This window comes from Pacificimonas sp. ICDLI1SI03 (assembly GCF_054740865.1).
Map to the genome: position 1 here is coordinate 1,678,570 of NZ_JBSQAU010000001.1, position 21,018 is coordinate 1,699,587.

The following is a 21,018-nucleotide window of genomic DNA, read 5'->3' on the forward strand; positions in this document are numbered from 1 at the left end:
AACGCCCTCTCCGTTATCCTAAGTTGCGCTCAAATTGGCGGTGCGTGTAAGCCCCGCTCCTAAGAGGAGCAACGCCATGAACGCGCCTATCGACCCGACCGAATTCCGTACCGACGACGGATCCACCGCCGTCGAACGCTATCGCCGCCTGCCGGAACCGACAGCGGCGGACTTCGCCCATCTGCCGGGCCCCGGCCATGCCTCCTTTCTGAAAAAACTGCGCACGCTGCGGCGTTTTCTGTTCGACACCGTCCGGTTGCAACAGGAACGGCGAGAGGATTTCGGCGATGTCTTTGCCATTGAGACGCTGACCGGCCCCTCGGTCCAGATGATCGGCGCGGACGCCAATGAACTGGTTCTGATGAACCGCGAGCGGATCTTTTCCAGCGAACAGGGATGGTATCCCATATTGGGAAAGCTGTTTCCGCGCGGCCTGATGATGCAGGATTTCGAGGAGCACCGCGCGCACCGCAAGGTGCTGTCGGTCGCCTTCAAGCCCGCGCCCATGCAGGCCTATCTGACGCTGCTGCAGGACGGGATACGCCGCCGCATCGCGGAATGGCCGGAACGGCTGAAAATCTATCCCGCCATGAAGGAATTGACGCTAGACCTGGCGGCGGCGTCCTTTCTGGGCATACCCTGGGGACCGGAAGCGGACCGCGTGAACCAAGCGTTCGTCGACATGGTGCAGGCGTCCGTGACGCCGGTTCGAAAGCCGCTGCCTCTTACGCAGATGCGGCGCGGGGTGCGCGGACGCGCCTATCTGGTCGAATATTTCGGGCGGGAAATCCCCCGGCGCAGGGGCAAGCAGGCCGACGACATGTTCACGCAGGTCGTCAACGCGACGGGCGATGACGGCCAATTGCTGACCGACCGGCAGGTCATCGATCATATGAACTTCCTGATGATGGCGGCGCACGACACGCTGACATCGTCGCTGTCGGCGACGGTATTTTATCTGGGCAAGGCACCGACCTGGCAGGAGCGGGTCCGGCAGGAATCGGAAGCGCTGCGCGGCGAAGTCGGCAGCGATCTGCCCTATGACCGGCTGGGCGATCTGGAACTGGCGGATCAGGCGTTCAAGGAGGCGATGCGCCTGCGCCCGCCTGTGCCCTTCATTCCGCGCCGGGCGCTGAGGACGTTCACGTTCCGCAACCATGTCATTCCGGCGGGGACCCATGTCGGCATCTGCCCGATGATGGTGCACCGCGACCCCAATATCTGGCCCGATCCGGAACGCTATGACCCTGCGCGGTTCGAACGGGAACAGGAAAAGGCACGTGACAAGCACGCCTATGTCCCGTTTGGCGGCGGCGCCCATATGTGCCTGGGCCTGCATTTCGCCCATATGCAGGCGAAGACGTTCCTGTTCGAATTATTGCACGCCCGCCATATCGATGTGGCGGCAGCCTATGAGCCGCGCTGGCAGATGGTGCCTATTCCGCGACCGCGCGACGGCCTGCCCCTCGGCCTGATAAAACGGGCGGGGACTGCCTGAGAAAAGGCGGTCCCCGGCCTTCCCCTATTCAGCCGCCTCTTCCAAGCCTTCGGGTGGCATGTTGTGGCCGAGGATCCTGAGGACGTCCGCAGCGGCGTCGATGACATTGGTGCCGGGGCCGTAAATGCCCGCGACGCCCGCATTGCGCAGGAATTCATAGTCCTTTTGCGGGATGACGCCGCCAGCGACGACGCGAATGCCGGACCCGGCCTCCTTCAGCTCGCCGATCAGTTCCGGGATCAGCGTCTTGTGGCCTGCGGCGAGCGATGATGCGCCCACAACATCGACATCCTGCTCCATCGCCTGTTTCGCCGCCTCTCCCGGCGTTTGAAACAGCGGCCCGGATATGACCTCGAAGCCCAGATCGCCGAATGCGGAGGCGATCAGATTGGCGCCGCGGTCGTGGCCGTCCTGACCCAATTTGGCCACCATCATGCGCGGCGCGCGGCCCTTGCGCTGGGCCACGGCCTCTACGCCGTCGACGACGCGCTGCCATTCCGGATCGCCGGCATAGGCGCCGCCATAGACGCCCTTAACCGGCGTCGGCACCGTGTCGTAGCGACCGAAGGCATCCTCCATCGCGGTCGAGATTTCGCCAAGCGTCGCGCGGGCGCGGGCGGCGTCGACGGCAAGCGCCAGAAGGTTGCCGTCGGCTTTCGCACCGGCGGTCAGTGCCTCAAGAGCGGCGCGGCACGCGGCATCGTCGCGGGCGGCGCGGTTCTTCTCCAGGCGCGCGATCTGGCCGGCGCGGACGCGGACATTGTCCACCTCCATCGTTTCGATGGGATCTTCCTTTGCTAGGCGATATTTATTGACGCCGACGACGACATCCTCGCCCCGGTCGAGACGCGCGGCCTTTGCGGCGGCGGCCTCCTCTATGCGGGATTTGGGGATGCCGGCAGCCACTGCCTTCGTCATGCCGCCCGCCTGTTCGGCCTCCTCGATCAGCTCCAGCGCTTCGTCGTAAAGCGCCTGCGTCAGGCTCTCGACATAGTAGGAGCCGCCAAGCGGATCGGCGACCTGCGTGATGCCCGTCTCCTCCTGCAGGATCAGCTGCGTGTTGCGCGCGATACGGGCGGAGAAATCGGTCGGCAGGGCAATGGCCTCGTCGAACGAATTGGTGTGCAGCGATTGCGTACCGCCCAGCGCGGCTGCCATCGCCTCAACGGCGGTACGGACGATGTTGTTATAGGGGTCCTGCTCCGTCAGCGAAGCGCCGGACGTCTGGCAATGGGTACGCAGCAGCTTCGATTTTTCCGACTGGGCGCCAAGATCCGTCATCATCTTGTACCACAGCTTGCGCGCGGCCCGTAGCTTTGCGATTTCCATGAAGAAATTCATGCCGATCGCGAAGAAGAAGGAGAGGCGCGGCGCGAAGGCGTCGACGTCGAGGCCGGTTTCCTTTGCGGCGCGGACATATTCCATGCCGTCGGCGATGGTATAGGCCAGTTCCTGAACCTGCGTCGCACCCGCCTCCTGCATGTGATAGCCGGAAATGGAGATGCTGTTGAAACGCGGCATGTTCGCCGATGTGTACCCGATAATGTCGGAGACGATCCGCATGGAGGGCGCTGGCGGATAGATATAGGTGTTGCGGACCATGAACTCCTTCAGAATGTCGTTCTGAATGGTGCCGGAGAGCTTCTCCTGGCTGACGCCCTGCTCTTCCGCCGCGACGATGTAGAAGGCGAGGATTGGAATGACCGCACCGTTCATGGTCATGGACACCGACATGGTGTCGAGCGGAATCTGATCGAACAGAACCTGCATGTCCTCGACCGTGTCGATGGCGACGCCCGCCTTTCCTACGTCGCCTGCAACGCGCGGATGATCACTGTCATAACCGCGATGGGTGGCGAGATCGAACGCGACGGAAAGCCCCTTCTGCCCCGCGGCAAGATTGCGGCGGTAAAAGGCGTTCGATTCCTCGGCGGTGGAAAAGCCGGCATATTGGCGAATGGTCCAGGGGCGACCGGCATACATGGATGCATAGGGGCCGCGCGTATACGGGGGAAAACCGGGAAGGCCGGCATCCAGCCCCTCAGCATCCTTCGCCGTATAGACGGGATCGATCGCGATCCCCTCCGGCGTGTGCCAGGTCAGTTCCTTACCTTTGACTTCCTTTTCGGCCTTTGCCTGCCAGTCGTTCTTGTCCGCCACGAAAAATCTCCTTTGGGCGGGCTTAAAGCGCAGAACGGCCCTGCCTGTCACCCATAAGGTGAGAGGCAGGGAGGTACGAAAGTACTTTCGAGCGAGCCGGGGGGGAGCCGACTCGCAGCCAAGAGCGTAGATGAAGAGCGTGACTGAAGGATGAACCGCCCGGGACCGCCCCGCCCGGCGCCATTGCGGCGGAACGGAAAAGGGGCCGGGCGCTTCTTTTCAAACGGCTGGTCATGGACGTTTCGTGACGATAAGTGATTTTGACACAACGGGCGAACGGTTTAACCAAGAGTATAAAGTATCTGATTTTGACCCGCACCTCGCTCTTGTTTCTGACCGGCCTGATATTGGGCAACCCCGTGTGGGCGCAGGACCAGCCGGCCAGTCCCGCCGTTCCCGCCGATGATGCGGCCGATGATGAACCGAGCGATCCCATCATCAATGACGAGGATTTCGAGGAGGCGCTGCCGCCACTGGACGAGGGAGCGGCGATTTCTGGCGATGAAGAGAGCGGGGATGACGCGGCCCCCGACGCTATCTCTGACGCTGCCCCCGATGAAGAAACGCCGGGCGGGGCTGTCCCGGAATCCGGCGTTCCGGGCGATACCGTTGACCTGCCTGCCCTAGACGACGGCACCACCACGGAGATCATCGAGGACGTGCCCGTCGAGGACGAAGCGCTGGCAGCGCCCCTGGAACCGCTCGACAGTTTCGATGTCACGACGCCGGAGGAGCCGACGGAAGAGGCTGCGGAAGCAGCGCCGGCCATTCGCTACCGCTTGGTCATCGACGGGCTGGACGAAGCCGGGCTGGAGGGTCAGTTTCGGTCCCTGTCCGCATTGGAGCGGAGCGCCGAGGCGGCGAACGCCGCGATGCTGACAGCACGCGCCGAATCGGATGCGGAGCTTGCCGTGCGACTGCTGCGCTCCCAGGGGTATTTCGACGCGAACGCCGACAGTAACATCGCATTGCCCGCCGAACCCGATGGGCGGTTTCGCGTCGACCTGGTGGTCGTTCCCGGCCCGCGTTATGAATTTTCCAGTATCGAGGTGGTCGGCGAGGACGAAGCGATCCCGGCTGGCCTGGTGAGCGACAATCTGGAAATCGAGGTCGGCGCGCCCATCGTCGCCGACGACGTTCTGAGCGCCGAGGCCACGATCAGTCTGCTGTTTCCGTTCAACGGCTACCCCTTCGCAGAGGTGGAGCAGCGCGACATATTGCTGGATGGCGAAGACCATACCGGCGATTACGTACTGCCCGTCGACCTGGGTCCCCGCGCGCGCTTCGGCGGCATACAGGTCGAAGAAAACGCCGTTTTCGATCCCGAACATATCGAGGTGCTGAGCCGCTTCGACCGCGGTGAATTGTACGACGTTCGCAGGCAGGACGATCTGCGCGAGGCGATGGTCGCGACGAACCTGTTCAACAGCGTTTCCATCGAGCCCGTCAGGACCGGCGAAGCAGGCCCGGAGGGAACGGAATATGTCGATCTGCTGGTCCGGCAGGTCGAAGGGCCGGACCGGTCACTGCAGGCGGACGCAGGCTATGGCACGGGCCAGGGGTTCCGCCTGGAGGGGCGCTGGATCAACAGAAACCTTTTCCCGCCTGAAGGAGCGCTGGAGCTGAATGCCGTGGCGGGCACGAAGGAACAGGGCGTCGGCGCCCTTTTCCGCCGATCCAATGCAGGACAGCGCGACCGCACGGTGCAATTGGGATTCGATGTCAGGCGGCAGGATTTCCAGGCGTTCAATGCCCGCACGGCGAGTCTGGTCGGCCGGATCAGCCGCGATTCGACGCCGATCTGGCAGAAGCGGTGGACCTATGCCTATGGTTTCGAGCTGATCGGATCGCAGGAAACCCGCTTTGACGACACGGTGGGCGACCGCAACCGCAATACCTTTGCCATCGCCGCCCTGCCCGGCCAGTTGGGCTTCGACAGCTCCGACAGTCTGCTGGACCCGACGAAAGGATTCCGCGCGACCGTTCGCCTGAGTCCGGAAGCATCGCTGCAGGGCGGCGATTTCGCCCCCTATGGCCGCGGCCTGATGGACGTCAGCGGTTATCAGGGCATTGGCGAGAGCTTCGTTCTGGCGGGGCGCGTGAGACTGGGCAGTATTCAGGGCATCAGCCGCGATAATCTGGCGCCATCACGGCGCTATTATGCCGGCGGCGGCGGCTCTGTACGCGGCTTCGGCTTTCAGGATCTCGGCCCGCGCGACAGCAATAATGATCCGCTGGGTGGCCGCAGCGTCAACGAGTTCGCCGCCGAAGGCCGCTATCGTTTCGGCAATTTCGGTGCCGTCGCCTTTGTCGATGCGGGTCAGGTCTATGAAGCCACGACGCCGCAATTTTCCGACATGCGCTACGGCATCGGTATCGGCGCACGCTATTACACCAATTTCGGACCGTTCCGTGCCGACATCGCCATGCCGGTGAACCGCCGCCCGGGCGAGGCCCGTTTTGGTGTTTATATTTCCATCGGGCAGGCGTTCTGATGGCGGAGACCATGAACACCCCGGACGATGTGGAAGTCGAGGCGAAAGAATCCTCCGGCAGCCCCACTGCGCTGAAATGGTTGGGGATCGTCATTGCGGCATTGCTGCTGCTGATCGTGCTGCTGGTCTTTGCGCTGGATACTGGCCCCGGCCGCCGGTTCGTGGCGCAGCAGATCAGCGGACTGGAATTCGAAAACGGCATGGACATCGAAGTCGGTGCCATTGACGGGTCGCTATATGGCGGCATGGTCGTTACCGATTTGAGCATTGCCGATCCCGACGGTGTGTTCCTGACCATCCCGCGCGCGGAAATGGACTGGCACCCGCTGGCCTATGCATCCGGCCTGATCGACATCGACCGGCTGGAGGTGCCGCAGGCTACGCTGTCCCGCCTGCCTGCCTTTCGCGAGACGCCGACCGATCCCAATGAACCGCTGATCCCCGACATCAACCTCGATATCGACCGGTTGAGCGTCGGCAGGTTGGATATTGGCGAGGCGGTGACGGGCAGCCGCCATGCCCTGACACTGGCGGGCGACGTGCTGCTGGATGGCGGCCAGGCGACCGTCGAGCTGGATGCACGCGCTCTGTCGGAAGATGGCCTGGCGGGCGGTGATCGCTTCGACCTGTCGCTGTTGGTGGACCCGGCGGACGACAAGCTGAACGTGGCCATGGATCTGATCGCACCCGCCGACGGTCTGGTGGCCGGAATGACAGGCGTCGCCCGCCCCTTGCGCGCGCGCATCGAACAGTCTGTGGGCACATGGACCAACTGGAACGGGCGCCTGCTGGTCGATTCCGCAGGGGAGGCGATTACGCGCCTGGATCTGAGCGCGGAGGAAGGACTTTATCGCGTGCGGGGCCCGCTTGCCCTGTCTTCCTTTCTTGAGGGGCCAGCGGCGCGGATGGCGGGCGAACGCCTGACGGTCGATGCCACGGTCGATACACGCGCGGAAATCATGGGCGTTGATGTGGCCGTGCGCGCAGATGCGTTTACCGTCGACGCCGCGGGCGGGCTGGCGCTGGACCGCAGCAGCTTTGAAAATATGGTGATCGAGGCACAATTGCTGGAACCGGGCGCAATCGCCGAGGGCATTGCCGGTCGTGCGATCCGCACGCGGCTGGTCCTGAACGACGCCTTCACCGTTCCCGACGTGGATTATGAACTGACGGCGGAAGCGATCGGCATCAACGACATGCTGGTCGAGGATCTGGTCGCATCGGGCGATGGCCGGGTAGAGGATGGCGGCATGGTCGTGCCGCTGAACGCCACGGCGCGGCGTGTCAGCGGCCTGCCGGATGCGGTTGGCGGCCTGATGACCAATTTGAAAGCCAACGGCACGTTCCGTATCGCCGATGGACGCGCGGTCAGCGACGATCTGAAGCTGACCACCGACCGGATCGATGTCACCGCCCTGATCGTCGCGGACTTTGCCAGCGGCACATATACCGGCGCCATTCAGGGCCGGGTCAATCGCTATGAAGTGCCGGGCCTGGGCCTCGTCGACCTGGTTGCCGACATAAAGCTGGTACCGGGGCCGAACGGCTCATTCGGCTTGCGCGGCCCCATCGCGGTGCAGACGCGCCGCATCGACAATGAGACCGTGCAGGAGTTTTTCGGCGGGCAGGCAAAGATGACTGCCGACTTCACCGCGCCTGGCGACGGCATATATGGCGTGGAGAATATCCGCGTCACGGCGCCCGGCCTGCGCGCAAGTGGCAAGGGGCGGTACACGCCCGATGGCCGCATCGCGCTCAACCTGGCGGGGACGAGCCGCGCCTATGGACGCTTCACGACAGCCATCAGCGGCACAACGGACGCGCCGGTAATCCGAGTAACCGCCGCCAATCCGACGCTGGGCATCGCCTTTACCGACGTGGAGGCCGTCATTCGCGGCACCGCCGCCGGTTATGACGTGCAGGCGAACGGCGGCACCCCCTATGGCGATTTCGATGCCGATTTGCTGATCCGCACGGGAGATGCGCTGATCATCGATATAGAGCGCGCCACGCTGGCGGGCGTGACGGCGGCAGGCACGATACGTCAGGCCGCGGCTGGGCCGTTCGTCGGCGACCTCAGCCTTTCCGGCAATGGCGTGGCGGGCAATGTGTCGCTGGGCGCGCGTGAAGCGGTGCAGACGGCCGCGCTGAACGCGCGCATTCGCGACTTCAGCAGTGGCGGCGAGACGCCGATCGGTATTCGCAGGGCCGACATAGATGCGACAATCGCCCTGCCCGACAGCGGCCCCACCATCGATGGCGAGGCGCAGATGGCAGATGTGCGCTATGGCACATTCCGCATTGCCAAGGCGCGCGCCGAATTCGAGGGCAGTCCGGGGGGAACGGGAACCGCGCGTCTGGTCGCGGAGGGCAGCGCGCCGACACCCTATGAAATCGCCGTCAACGCCAGATTGGGTGCAGATAGCATATTGGCGGCGATCAAGGGCGAAATTTCCGGTCAGTCGGTCCAATCCGTGCGTCCGCTGCGCATCATGATGACCGACGAGGGATATAGGCTGGCACCCGCGACCTTGCGGCTGCGCGAAGGGGATGTGCGGATCGCCGGCAGCTATGGCGACGGCATCATGCTGCAGTCGCGGTTCGACAAGTTCGATCTGGGCATCCTGAATGCCTTTGCCCCCGCCGCGGGCTTTGGCGGCAGCGCGACCGGCAGCGTGGATTTCCGGCAAACGTCAAGCGATGCCTTTCCCGAAGCCGACATGCGCCTGAAGCTGGACGATTTCACCCGATCGGGCGCGGTCGCCGTATCGCAGCCGGTCGATATCACCATGGTCGGCAAGCTGAACGGGGAGGGCGGCGATCTGAGCGCCCTGATGCGGGAACGCGGGCGGATCGTGGGCCGCATGAAAGCCGCCCTGTCGCCGTCAGAAGGCGGCACCGGCAGCTGGAGCGAGCAGCTGTTCGCGGCGCCCCTGTCGGGCGGGTTGCGCTATAACGGTCCGGCGAGCGCGCTCTTCTCCTTCGCCGGGCTGGCGGGGCAGCATCTCGAGGGGCCGCTTGCCATTGCGGCGGATGTTTCCGGCAGGCTGGATGCGCCGCGGCTGACCGGCGTCGTGAAGGCGAACAGCCTGGTATATGAAAACGAAACCTTCGGCACGCGCATTGCCGACCTGCGGCTGGACGGTCGTTTTACCAATACGGATTTCGTCCTGAACCAGATGGCCGGCCGCGCCGGGGAGGGCACTGTTTCCGCCAGCGGCCGCGCCAGCCTGTCCGCAGAGGACGGCTATCCCATCGACCTGAGCGTCACGGTGGATAATGCCCAACTGGCCGAAGGCGAAGGGATTTCTGCACGCGTTTCCGGCGATCTGAACATCGTCAACGGACCCAACCGGCCGGCAAGCATTTCGGGCACGCTGACGCTGCCCGAAGCGCGTTATCGCATCGTGCGTCAGGGCGGCGAGGAAATCGCCGAATTGGCGGGCGTCAGAAGGCGGCCGGTGAGCTTGGAAAGCGTCGAGAATGCCGCAGGAGAGGAAGAGGAAGCAGTTCCACCCTCCGACTGGAATCTCGACATCGACATACGTGCCGATAACCGCATTTTCGTCACCGGCATGGGCCTGGAATCAGAATGGCAGATGGACCTGAACGTCGGCGGCACGGCGAGCGACTATCGTGTGCGGGGCGAGCTGGAAATCCTGCGCGGCACCTTCGGCTTTGCCAATAGCAGTTTCGACCTGACGCGCGGCATCATCGAGATGACCGGCGAAAAGGAAATCAATCCGCGCCTGGACATTCGCGCCGAAACCGACGTCGATACGGTAACGGCCATCATAAATATCACCGGCCGCGCATATGACCCGCAGATCGCGTTCACATCCCGCCCGGTTCGGCCGGAGGACGAGATCCTGTCGCTGATCCTGTTCGGCGGTCCGCCGTCGGAACTGGGCGCGCTGGAGGCTGTGCAGCTGGCGGCCAGCCTGAACAGCCTGCGCGGCTCTGGCGGGGGCGGGCTGAATCCGATTGCGTCATTGCGCGGCGCGACCGGCTTTGATCGCCTGAAGATCGTCGGCGCGGACGAGGCGACCGGGCGCGGCACCGCCCTGGCGGTGGGCCAATATCTGGCCGACGACATCTATGTGGAGGTCATTACCGACACGCGCGGCTTTACCGCGACGCAGATCGAGATCGCCCTGTCGCGGGCGCTGAGTATATTGTCCAGCGTGTCCACCTTTGGCGGGCAGGCGGTCAATCTGCGTTACTCAAAGGACTATTGAGGCGAAGCCGAAGCCCCGCAAAATCTCCGAAACCATCAGCTTGTCGCTGAAAAATAACGGCTCGTCTGCCGTTGTGGGGGGTTCAGGCTCTTTCGTCCAATTGCGTACGTTCCCCTTCCACTTCGGAAAAGGAGTTGATCATGCGTACACTGATTTTTGCCGCCGCCTGCGCGGCCCTGTCCCTGCCGGTTCTTTCGGCACCTGCCGCTGCAGATCCGCCGTCTTGGGCACCTGCCCACGGAAAACGCGCCAAGGATCGTGCCCAGCGCTGGGACCCGGTGGACCATTACCGGAAGGGCGACAATTATCGCGCGCGGCGCTTGTCTGCCGATGACCGCGTCTATCGCGGACGCGATGGTCGTTATTATTGCGAACGCGATGACGGCACGGCCGGGCTGATCATCGGCGGCCTGACCGGCGGCACGCTGGGCAATGTCGTGGCGCCCGATGGCTCCAAGCTGCTGGGCTCCATCATCGGCGGCGCCGTGGGTGCCTATGTCGGCAAATCGGCGGACGATGACGGCGTAACCTGTCGCTAGACCCCCATCGACCTGTTAGGCGGGCGGGAGGATCCAACGGGTCCTTCCGCCCGCTTTTTTTCAGGAATGATGTCATCGCCCGCCCTGCCCCGCTTTCCGGTATCAAGGTCCTGGACCTTTCGCGCGTTCTGGCAGGTCCCTGGTGCACCATGATCCTGGGCGACCTGGGTGCCGATGTCGTGAAGATCGAGAACCCGGCCGGTGGCGACGATACACGCCGCTGGGGACCACCCTATGTCGGGACGGAATCGGCCTATTATCTCTGTGCCAACCGCAACAAGAAAAGCATGGCCATCGACATTTCGACGGTGGAGGGGCAACAGCTGGTGCGGAGGCTCGCCGCCGACGCGGACGTTCTGGTCGAAAATTACAAGCTGGGCGGTCTGCAGAAATTCGGACTGGACCATTCGTCCCTGTCCGCGCTCAACCCCCGCCTCATCTATTGCAGCATTTCGGGCTATGGTCGGGTCTCCCCGCTCGCCGCACGGCCGGGGTATGATTACGTCATTCAGGCCGAGGGCGGGTTGATGTCCGTAACGGGACCCGCCGAGGGCGAGCCGATGAAGGTCGGCGTTGCGGTGGCGGATCTTTACACCGGGATGGCCGCCGCGCAGGCGATATTGGCGGCACTGATCGCGCAGGCACGCGACGGAGTGGGACAGCATATCGACATGGCCCTGTTCGACTGCCAGCTGGCCATGCTGGCGAATGTCGGCGCAGCGTTCCTCGCCTCGGGAGAGACGCCGCCGCGCCTGGGCAATGGCCATCCCACGGTGGTCCCCTATCAATTGTTCGCGACGAACGATGGCAGCACGGTCATTGCGGTCGGCAATGACCGGCAGTTCGCCGCATTCTGCAAGGGGCCGCTGGCACGACCGGAACTGGCGGAGGACGCGCGGTTCGCGACCAATGATGCGCGCGTGACCAATCGTGCGGCCCTGATCCCACTGCTGGCCGCTCGTATTGCGGAAGAAACGACGGATTTCTGGCTGCAGAGCCTGCGCGCAGCCGGCATTCCATGCGGCGAGGTCCGCACAGTCGGCGAGGCACTGCGATCACCCGAAGCGGTGGCACGGGATATGGTGGCGACGCTATCCAGCGGCTCCGCAGGACAAGAGGTCGAAATCGTGGCGTCCCCGCTGAAGCTGGGCGAAACGCCGACCGTGGCGGGTACGATGCCGCCCCGGCTGGGCGAGCATACGGAGGCGCTGCTGTCGGAGCGGCTGGGCCTGAGCGGCAGGGAAATTGCTGAACTGCGGGCGGCGGGAGCGCTCGGCCGATCAAAAGGCCCGACGGACTGAGCTAAGCCAGGCGAGCGCCGAACACCAGGCGCCCTTCTCCTTCGGAAATCTGGATTTCGGTGCCCGCCTCGGCAGCGAGCATGCAGACGAGATAGGCGCTGGCAGCACGTGGCGTCAGACCGTCCTCCTTCGACTGTCCCTGCAGGGTCAAGCGCAATTCCTCGTCGAGGAGGAGGCGCGGCCCCTCCGCCCTGACCGCCACTTCGGTGGCGCCATCAACCTCTTCGCTGGCGACCTGCAGCGTTCCGCCCCGCAACAGTGCATCGCCAGCAATCATTGCCAGGTTCAGGAGCATTTTCACCGCGCCCTTTGGCAGCGAGACACCCGACACCAGCCATTCTACCTCGATCCGCTTTTCGGAGCCATAAAGCCCCTCAAGCGCGGCCTGCGCCTCCCGCGTGTCGATATGATCGCCGAAGCCGCCAGCAGCCCCAAAGGCGAGCCGAAAGAATTTCAGCTTGTTGGCTGTCTGCCTCGCGCTGTCGGCCAAAAGGTCCATGCAGCGCGCGCGCATGGCGGGGTCCGTTTCATCCGCCAGAAGTTCGACCCCATTGTAAAGCGATCCCACCGGACTGACGAGATCGTGGCAGAGGCGCGAACATAAGAGGCTCGCAAAATGGGCTGAGTTCATGGGCCACTCCTCCAAAAACAGGTGATCGGGCGCAATCCATCAAAACCGCTCGACCGTTAATCTAGCGCAACGCACCTAAAGCCGCCCCGGATCCCTTTTTCATTTCGGCTATGACGAAGAGATGGTCGTAACGTCAAAGGCGCTGACCCGCCCGTCGCGAAGTTGCGTCAGTTCGAACTGTACCCGATCCCCCTCTGCCAGAACACCCGGCCCTTCCCGAGAGAGGGATGAGACGTGGACGAAAACATCGAGCACACCGAGATCCGGCGCGATGAAGCCGAACCCTTTCTTGCGATCGAACCATTTGACGACGCCCTGCGCCAAGAAACTTCCCCTGTTACGTCTCCAGAAGCTTGATAGGCCTAAATCGACCATGAAGGCCAGCGTCGCCTGCGATCCAGCCGGTGATGCCGGATGCACAGATAATCCACAATTTTCCGTCCGGCGCAGCCCGCGCCGCGTCAATGGCGGAGGGCTGGGCACAGCCGTTCGGGTGCGAATGATAATAGCCGAGCAGCCGGGGCCCGCCCCCGCGCGCTTCGCGGTGGGCACGAAAAAGCGCCTGCGGATCGATTTCGAAATTCCTGGCGGGCCGGTCCGACACGTTTGCAGTGGCCCTTGCCTCGCCTATCATGACCGTCTCGGCAGGCTGCAGCCCCTCCGCGTGCGGCCCCAGAAGCAGTCCGCACGCCTCCTGCGGGGCGGCGCGGTCGGCGTGCGCTCGAATCGCGTCGAGCGCGTCTCTTGCGATTTGCCATTCCATCGCCGAAGTCCTGCACGATGACGCGCGCCAAGTCGAATATCGAAATCGTGGTAACAAATGCCGGCGTGCGCCTGGATCGGGCGCTGGCCGACGCCCACCCGCAACTGTCGCGCGAGCGGCTGAAGGCGCTGCTGAAAGAGGGCGCGGTAACGGGCAGCGGCGGCGTCGAGCGGCAGGCATCCCGGCGCGTGAAGGCGGGCGAAAGCTTTACGATCGCGGTTCCCGCACCCATCCCCGACCGCGCCGCGCCGCAGAATATCCCGTTGAATATCATATTCGAGGACGACGAACTGATCGTCATCGACAAACCCGCCGGCCTGGTCGTGCACCCGGCGGCAGGCAATTCCGACGGAACGCTGGTAAACGCCCTGCTTTACCATTGCGGCGGCAGTCTGAGCGGCATTGGCGGCGTCACCCGCCCCGGCATCGTGCACAGAATCGACAAGGATACGTCGGGCCTGCTGGTGGCGGCAAAGACCGCGCATGCGCACATGGCGCTGGCCGCCCAGTTCGCCGCCCACACTGTCGGGCGCCGCTATGCCGCGATCACGCGCGGGGTGCCCGTGCCCACGGCTGACCGGATCGAAGGGAATATCGGCCGCTCCCCGAAAAACCGCAAGAAGATGGCGGTGCTGGAAGACGGCCGGGGCAAGGCCGCCGTGACGCATTATCGCACCCTGAAGGCACTGGGCAATGCGGCGCTGGTCGAATGCCAACTGGAGACCGGGCGCACCCATCAGGTACGTGTGCATCTGGCATCGCGGGGATTTCCCCTGCTTGGCGATCCGCTTTACGGTGGAACGGGCAAATCCGCGCAAAGAAAGCTGCTATCTTCCATGGGCTTTCACAGACAGGCGCTGCACGCGAAATACTTGCAATTTGAGCATCCCTCAGGTAAAGAAAACATGTCTTTCGAAAGCCCGCTTCCCGGCGATATGCAGGAACTGATCGCGGCGCTTTCCGTTCATTGAGATGAGTGAGACCGTGGTTCGTCGCCGTATAAGGGACGAGCGCGAGATGTCCCCGCGGATGCCGGAATTTGAGGGTCCGCATGAGAAGGAGTGAGGCCGAAATGGCAAAGACGAATATACCGGCGACCATCCCCGCCCTTAGCGGTGGCACGTCGCTCAATCGCTATCTGAGCGAAATCAAGAAATTCCCCGTCCTGACGGCGGAAGAAGAATATATGCTCGCCATACGCTTCAAGGAGCATGGCGACCGCGATGCCGCGCACCGTATGGTCACGAGCCATCTTCGCCTGGTGGCGAAAATCGCCATGGGCTATCGCGGCTATGGCCTGCCGACGAGCGACCTGATTTCAGAGGGCAATGTCGGCCTGATGCAGGGCGTGAAGAAATTCGAGCCGGACAAGGGCTTTCGCCTGTCGACCTATGCCATGTGGTGGATCCGCGCGAGCATTCAGGAATTCATCCTGCGCTCCTGGAGCCTGGTGAAGATCGGCACGACCGCAGCGCAGAAGAAGCTGTTCTTCAACCTGCGCCGCATGAAGAGCCAAATCGACGCGTTCGAAGATGGCGACATGCATCCCGACGATGTGAAGCAGATCGCCACTGAGCTGAAGGTGACGGAGGAGGAGGTCATCTCCATGAACCGTCGCATGATGCGCGGCGGCGATACCAGCCTGAACGCCCCCCTGCGCGCCGAGGAAGGCGATTCCGAATGGCAGGACTGGCTGGAGGATGACGAACCGCTGCAGGATTCGATCGTCGCCGATGCGCAGGAGGCCGACGTGCGGTCGGCATTGCTGGCGGAGGCGCTGAGTACGCTGAACGACCGTGAAAAGCACATCATCACGGAACGCCGCCTGACGGATGAACCGCAGACTCTGGAAGAACTTAGCCAGGTCTATGACATCAGCCGGGAACGGGTGCGCCAGATCGAGGTGCGGGCGTTCGAGAAGCTGCAGAAGGCAATGACGAACCTTGCCGAGGAGCGGAACCTGCTGGAAGTGGCCTAAAGCCCCGTGCGGATAAGTTAAAAAGCCCCCGTCGTTCGAATGAACGGCGGGGGCTTTTTATGTGGGGCTTCAGACATCCTTCGCGGCGACACCCAGGCGGGGGATTTCAATCTTTGGGCAGCGGTCCATGACGACCTTCAGCCCCGCAGCCTCGGCCTTTGCGGCGGCCGCTTCGTTGACGACGCCCAACTGCATCCAGACCGACTTCGCCCCCGCCGCAATCGCCTCGTCAACGGCATCGGCGGCAGCCGCCGAATTGCGGAAAATATCGACCATGTCGATATCCACGCCGATTTCGTCGAGCGATGCCCAGACATGCTCGCCATGCACCTGCTCGCCCGCGATGGTCGGATTGACGGGCATGACGCGGTAGCCCTGACGCTGAAGAAACAGCATGACACCGTTGGAGGCGCGGTCCGGCCTGTCGGACAGGCCGATCATCGCGATGGTCTTCGTCGCTTCCAGCAAATCCTTGATGTCGGCATCATTCGTGAGGGGCATCGATCGTCTCCAACTGTTTCATCAGGGTGCGTGCCACCGCGTTCAAGGCGTCGGCGGCGGCACCGCCTGCCAGGACAGCGGGCGTCCCTGCATCGGCACTTTCGCGCAGGCTCATGGTGAGCGGAACGGCACCAAGAAAAGGAACGCCGCGCGCACGGGATGTTTCCTCTGCCCCGCCATGACCGAAAATATCGGTCGCCTCTCCGCACTTCGGACAGTGGAAGGTCGACATGTTCTCGACGATGCCCACCACCGGCACCCCCACCTTTCCGAACATGGCGATGGCCTTTTCGGCGTCGATCAGGGCGAGGTCCTGCGGCGTCGATACCACCACCGCCTTCGCGCCGCCGATCTTTTGCGCCAGGCTGAGCTGTATGTCGCCCGTACCGGGTGGCATGTCGATGACGAGAACGTCGAGCTGTCCCCAATCGGCATCGGTCAGCATTTGCATCATGGCGGCGGCGGCCATGGGACCGCGCCAGATGACGGCCTGACCGGGTTTGGTAAGGGCGGCGATGGAAAGCGCCTTCAGCCCATGGGCCTGCATGGGCTGAATCCTGCCCTGCACGCCCTCCGCGCGGCCATCCAGCCCCAGCAGGGTCGGCACCGACGGCCCATAAATATCCGCGTCCAGCAATCCCACGCGCATGCCGTCCTGTGCCATTGCGACGGCAAGGTTTGCAGCAATCGTCGATTTGCCCACCCCGCCCTTGCCTGAGGCGACGGCCAGAATGTGGCGGATGTTCGGAAAGGTGGCGGCGGGTACGTCGTGCGGCGGCGCGCGCTTCGGCTGCGCCTTCATCTCGGACGTGGTGATGATGCGCGCGCCGGGGGCCGCCGCCTCCAGCGCCTCTTTCAATGCAGTAACCTCACCCGCCGCAAGCCCGCCGACATCCAGCACGAAACCCGGCTGGCCGCCGCGCACCGTTATGCCGGAGACGCGGCCGGATGCGACAACGTCGGCGCCGGCGGCGGGATCGCGGACGCTGGAGAGGCTTTGGCGGAGTTCATTTTCGGTCATATCGGAGGTCCGGGTGGGCAAAAAGAGCGCGCCTATAGGAAAGCGCGGGAGGCGTTCGTATATAGGCACCGAACGGAAATGCGTAAGTGCGGGAAGGGCAGATATGCCTTGGGACAAGAATGAGGGCGGTGGCCCGTGGGGAAATAGTGGCGGGGGCGGCGACAAACCGCGCAATCCCTGGGGACAGAAACCCACCAAGCCAAGCGGCGGCAACACACCCCCGTCAAAGTCCGGCAGCGTCGATTTCGACGACTTCATCAAGCGCAGCCAGGAACGGCTGCGCTCCGGCCTGCCCGGAGGCGGCGGTGGCGGCGGCGGCGGGGGCGGCGGTGGTCGCCGCACCCTTCCGTGGAGCTGGATCTTTGTCGCGATCGCGGTCGTCTGGGTGGCCGCCACCAGCATCTATCGCGTCGAGCCCGATGAACGCGGCGTCGAACAGATGTTCGGGCGCTATCTGAAAACAACGCTGCCCGGCACGCACTTCAAATGGCCGGCCCCCATCGTCACCGTCACCAAACCGAAGGTAGAACAGGTTTCCACCATCGCCATCGGGTCCGTCGACGCGACCGACCAGAACCTGATGCTGACCAGCGATCAGAACATTATAGATATCGCCTATCAGGTGCGCTGGAAGATCAGAGATCCCCAATTATACCTGTTCCAGATCGCCAATCCCGAGGGCACGATCCGCGAAACGGCGGAATCTGCCATGCGTTCTGTCGTGGCGTCCGTGGAACTGGACGCGGCCATCGGCCCTCAGCGCGAGCAAATCGCCGCCGAAGTGGCTGCGCGGACGCAGGCATTGCTCAACGAATATCGCGCAGGTGTCGACATTGTGGGTGTCGATATCCGGCAGGCCGATCCCCCCGCCGCCGTCGACGATGCCTTCAAGGACGTTTCCGCTGCGCAGCAGAATGCCGAGGGCTATATCAACGAAGCGCGCGCCTACAGCCAGCAACTCGTGGCGCAGGCGCGGGGTCAGGCTGCTGCGTTCGACGCGGTTTACGAACAATATCGCCTGGCCCCCGACGTGACGCGGAAGCGCATGTATTACGAGACAATGGAGCGCGTCCTAGGGAAGGTCGACAAGACCATCCTGGAAGCCGATGGCGTGGTTCCCTATCTGCCGCTGCCGGAAACAAACAGACGCGCGCCCGCGCCCGCCGGAGACCAGTGATGAGCCTGAAAAATCCGATCCTGATCCTCGCGCTGCTGTTCATCGGCCTGGTGCTGGTGGTCACGAGCTTCTTCACGATTTCAGAATCGCAGCAAGCCATCGTAACGCGGCTTGGCGACCCTGTTTCCGTCGTCAACGAATATGATCCAGACGTCGTATATGGGCGGACCGAAGCAGGTGTGCAGATGAAACTGCCGTTCGTCGACGATGTCGTTTACATCGACAAGCGCGTTCAAGACCTGAACATGGAGCCGCAAACGGTCCTTTCGACCGATCAGTTGCGGGTCGTTGTGGACGCCTTTGCACGCTTTCGCATCGTCGATCCGCTGCGCATGTATACAGCCGTAGGCACCGAAGCCCGTGCTGCGGACGAGTTGTCGCAGATTTTAACGTCGCGACTTCGCAACGAACTCGGCCGTCAGACCTTTGCAGCGCTGTTGAGTCCGGAACGCGCTGACCTGATGGATACGATCCAGACGGCGGTAAATCGCTCGGCGGCAAATTATGGCGCTGAAATCGTGGATGTGCGCATCAAGCGCGCCGACCTGCCACCGGGCCAGCCGCTCGATTCTGCCTTTGCCCGCATGCGCACGGCACGTGAGCAGGAGGCGCGCGGCATTCGCGCCGAAGGCGACCGGCAGGCCCGCGTCATCCGTGCGAACGCAGATGCGGCGGCGGCGAAAATCTATGCCGACAGCTTTGGCAAGGATGAAGGCTTCTATGAATTCTATCGCGCGATGCAGGCCTATGAGGAAGCATTCAAGGATGGCAACGCGTCCATGGTCCTGTCACCCGAGAACGAATTTCTGGAACAGTTTCAGGGGAACGTTGGCCGCTAGGTCGTAGGAAATATGAACCTGATCGTTGCGCTGGGTCTCGCAATCGCACTTGAGGGCGCGGCCTACGCTCTATTTCCGGATGCCATGAAACGTGCAGTTGATACATTGTTCGCCAATGGGTCGGATAAGGTTCGGATCATGGGTGCCGTCAGCTTTGCCGCAGGCGCGGCTATCGTATTGGGTACCCTATATTTAACATGAGGGCCTTATTCGCGTAAGGCAGACATTCTTATACTGGCGAAACCAGGCAGGAAACGACACGAACATGGCTAAACTTCGCACCGCCACCACCACTGCGACATCCTATATCGCCGCCGGACTGTTGTTTGGCAGCGCAGCGACGCTTGCCCTGCAAACGCCGGGAAGCGCGCAGGCAGAGGCACCGCAAAACGCGGCGCCCGCCGTCGCGCAGGCAACGCCGCCGGGCGGCGCGCCGAACAGCTTTGCCGATCTTGCGGCGCGTCTGCAGCCCGCCGTCGTCAACGTATCGACGACGCAGCAGGTAGAGGTGCGCCGGTCCCCCTTCCCCCGCCTGGGTCCGGGCTCTCCGCTGGAGGAGTTGTTCCGGCGCTTCAATGAGGAGCAGGAGGATGCGGAACCAGAAACGCGGGAGGCGAATTCGCTCGGTTCCGGCTTCATCATTTCACCGGATGGCTATGTCGTTACCAACAACCATGTCGTCACGGCGCGGACGGGTGACGATCCCGTCGACACGATCACAGTGACGCTGGGCGACGAACGCGAATTCGAGGCGAAAGTCATTGGACGCGATCCGCTGAGCGATCTTGCGCTGCTGAAGGTCGACGGCGAGGATCTACCCTATGTCCGCTTCGGCACGTCCGACAGCGTGCGGGTCGGCGACTGGGTTGTCGCGATCGGCAATCCGTTCGGGCTGGGCGGCACCGTCACCGCCGGTATCGTATCCGCCCTGCACCGCAATATCAGCGCGGGGCAATATGACCGCTTCATCCAGACCGATGCCAGCATCAACCAGGGCAATTCCGGCGGCCCCATGTTCGACCTGTCGGGCAATGTGATCGGCATCAATACCGCCATCTTCTCCCCCACGGGCGGGAACGTGGGCATCGGCTTTGCCATTCCGGCCAGCCAGGCACAGCCGATTATCGAGCAGCTGAAAACCATGGGCCGTGTGCGACGCGGCTATCTGGGCGTGTCGATCCAGCCGATCAACGAAGAACTGGCCGAAGGGCTGGGCCTGGACGACGACAATGGCGAGATCGTCGCCGCCGTCGAACCGGACGGCCCCGCCGCGAAGGCAGGTATTCGTCAGGGCGATGTCATCGTCAAGATCAACGATCAGAGGGTTACCAGCGAAAATACGCTGAGCTTCCTGGTGGCGAATAGTGGCATCAATTCCACGATCCCCATCGAATTGATCCGCAACGGCAAGCGCATGGAACTGTCGGCAACCCTGACGGAGCGGCCGCCCGAAAATGAAATCGCGGCCAATCAGAGCGGCGAGCCGGAGATGAGTGCCGACGAGAACGCCCCCGGCAGCGAGACGGCGCGCAAGTCGCTGGGTATCTCGCTGGCGGAACTGACGCCGCAAATCCGGCAGCAATTGCGTATCGACGACGAGGTTCAAGGCGTCGTGGTGGCAGGCGTCGACCGGCGCAGCGATGCCGCGCAAAAGGGTATCGGCCGCGGTGCGGTGATCGTCTCAATCAACGGCCGCCCAACGCGCACCCCGGCAGACGCCACCGCCGCAGTTGACGCCGCGCGCAAGGCCGGTCGCAACTCGGTTGCCATGCTGATCCAGCCGCGTGGGTCGAGCAATGCCGTCTTTGTCGGCGTCGAGATGATGGAAGCGGAGACGGAATAAAGCCGGGCCCCTCCCACAAGGGGAGGGGCTTTGC

General features: G+C 63.3%; 17 protein-coding genes. 11 read left to right on the forward strand and 6 right to left on the reverse strand.

All coding sequences use genetic code 11. The features are described from left to right. Positions 1 to 76: 76 nt before the first annotated feature. Entirely contained in the window at positions 77 to 1,498 is a 1,422-nt protein-coding gene (locus ACSMXM_RS08110; protein ID WP_460315395.1) for a cytochrome P450, read from the forward strand. Between the two features lie 24 nt (positions 1,499 to 1,522). Here ACSMXM_RS08110 and scpA read toward each other — a convergent pair whose 3' ends face one another. Further along, positions 1,523 to 3,658, reverse strand: coding sequence for a methylmalonyl-CoA mutase (scpA, locus tag ACSMXM_RS08115; RefSeq protein WP_460315397.1), 2,136 nt, complete (start codon positions 3,656 to 3,658; stop codon positions 1,523 to 1,525). Between the two features lie 308 nt (positions 3,659 to 3,966). Here scpA and ACSMXM_RS08120 point away from each other — a divergent pair, with 308 nt between their 5' ends. From ACSMXM_RS08120 to ACSMXM_RS08135, 4 genes are all read left to right on the forward strand, one after another. Beyond that, complete coding sequence (locus tag ACSMXM_RS08120; RefSeq protein WP_460315399.1) at positions 3,967 to 6,153, forward strand: autotransporter assembly complex protein TamA; 2,187 nt, start codon at positions 3,967 to 3,969, stop codon at positions 6,151 to 6,153. Then, positions 6,153 to 10,391: a translocation/assembly module TamB domain-containing protein gene (locus ACSMXM_RS08125; RefSeq protein ID WP_460315401.1), complete on the forward strand. Its 4,239-nt coding sequence runs from the start codon at positions 6,153 to 6,155 to the stop codon at positions 10,389 to 10,391. Before ACSMXM_RS08120 ends, ACSMXM_RS08125 begins: the two co-directional genes overlap by 1 nt. A 140-nt stretch (positions 10,392 to 10,531) precedes the next feature. Then, positions 10,532 to 10,930: a glycine zipper 2TM domain-containing protein gene (locus ACSMXM_RS08130; protein WP_460315403.1), complete on the forward strand. Its 399-nt coding sequence runs from the start codon at positions 10,532 to 10,534 to the stop codon at positions 10,928 to 10,930. Positions 10,931 to 11,031: 101 nt separating this feature from the next. Then, a complete protein-coding gene (locus ACSMXM_RS08135) occupies positions 11,032 to 12,231 on the forward strand; it encodes a CaiB/BaiF CoA transferase family protein (protein WP_460316379.1) in 1,200 nt (399 codons plus the stop codon). Position 12,232: 1 nt separating this feature from the next. Here ACSMXM_RS08135 and ACSMXM_RS08140 read toward each other — a convergent pair whose 3' ends face one another. From ACSMXM_RS08140 to ACSMXM_RS08150, 3 genes are all read right to left on the reverse strand, one after another. Continuing rightward, positions 12,233 to 12,862: a histidine phosphotransferase family protein gene (locus ACSMXM_RS08140; protein ID WP_460315405.1), complete on the reverse strand. Its 630-nt coding sequence runs from the start codon at positions 12,860 to 12,862 to the stop codon at positions 12,233 to 12,235. Positions 12,863 to 12,970: 108 nt separating this feature from the next. Next, a complete protein-coding gene (locus ACSMXM_RS08145; RefSeq protein ID WP_460315407.1) occupies positions 12,971 to 13,186 on the reverse strand; it encodes a cold-shock protein in 216 nt (71 codons plus the stop codon). Between the two features lie 13 nt (positions 13,187 to 13,199). After that, the gene (locus ACSMXM_RS08150; RefSeq protein WP_460315409.1) at positions 13,200 to 13,625 is read right to left on the reverse strand and encodes a M67 family metallopeptidase; all 426 of its coding nucleotides are present in this window, start codon (positions 13,623 to 13,625) and stop codon (positions 13,200 to 13,202) included. 17 nt (positions 13,626 to 13,642) lie between these two features. Here ACSMXM_RS08150 and ACSMXM_RS08155 point away from each other — a divergent pair, with 17 nt between their 5' ends. Further along, positions 13,643 to 14,596 carry an RluA family pseudouridine synthase gene (locus ACSMXM_RS08155; RefSeq protein ID WP_460315411.1) on the forward strand — a complete coding sequence of 318 codons (954 nt, stop codon included), beginning with the start codon at positions 13,643 to 13,645 and terminating at the stop codon, positions 14,594 to 14,596. Between the two features lie 101 nt (positions 14,597 to 14,697). After that, complete coding sequence (rpoH, locus tag ACSMXM_RS08160; protein ID WP_460315413.1) at positions 14,698 to 15,603, forward strand: RNA polymerase sigma factor RpoH; 906 nt, start codon at positions 14,698 to 14,700, stop codon at positions 15,601 to 15,603. A 69-nt stretch (positions 15,604 to 15,672) separates the two neighbouring features. Here the strand turns inward: rpoH and ACSMXM_RS08165 are convergent, their stop codons facing one another. Together ACSMXM_RS08165 and ACSMXM_RS08170 are read right to left on the reverse strand one after the other, a co-directional pair. Then, complete coding sequence (locus ACSMXM_RS08165; protein ID WP_460315415.1) at positions 15,673 to 16,104, reverse strand: CoA-binding protein; 432 nt, start codon at positions 16,102 to 16,104, stop codon at positions 15,673 to 15,675. Further along, the gene (locus ACSMXM_RS08170) at positions 16,088 to 17,125 is read right to left on the reverse strand and encodes an Mrp/NBP35 family ATP-binding protein (RefSeq protein WP_460315417.1); all 1,038 of its coding nucleotides are present in this window, start codon (positions 17,123 to 17,125) and stop codon (positions 16,088 to 16,090) included. Before ACSMXM_RS08170 ends, ACSMXM_RS08165 begins: the two co-directional genes overlap by 17 nt. Before the next feature lie 103 nt (positions 17,126 to 17,228). Between ACSMXM_RS08170 and hflK the strand changes: the two genes are divergently transcribed. From hflK to ACSMXM_RS08190, 4 genes are all read left to right on the forward strand, one after another. Then, a complete protein-coding gene (hflK, locus tag ACSMXM_RS08175) occupies positions 17,229 to 18,302 on the forward strand; it encodes an FtsH protease activity modulator HflK (protein ID WP_460315419.1) in 1,074 nt (357 codons plus the stop codon). Further along, the gene (gene hflC, locus ACSMXM_RS08180; protein WP_460315421.1) at positions 18,302 to 19,141 is read left to right on the forward strand and encodes a protease modulator HflC; all 840 of its coding nucleotides are present in this window, start codon (positions 18,302 to 18,304) and stop codon (positions 19,139 to 19,141) included. Before hflK ends, hflC begins: the two co-directional genes overlap by 1 nt. A gap of 12 nt (positions 19,142 to 19,153) precedes the next feature. Then, a complete protein-coding gene (locus tag ACSMXM_RS08185; protein WP_460315423.1) occupies positions 19,154 to 19,342 on the forward strand; it encodes a DUF2065 domain-containing protein in 189 nt (62 codons plus the stop codon). Positions 19,343 to 19,406: 64 nt separating this feature from the next. Then, on the forward strand, positions 19,407 to 20,984 hold the full coding sequence (locus tag ACSMXM_RS08190; RefSeq protein ID WP_460315425.1) for a Do family serine endopeptidase: 1,578 nt from the start codon (positions 19,407 to 19,409) through the stop codon (positions 20,982 to 20,984). Positions 20,985 to 21,018: the final 34 nt, after the last annotated feature.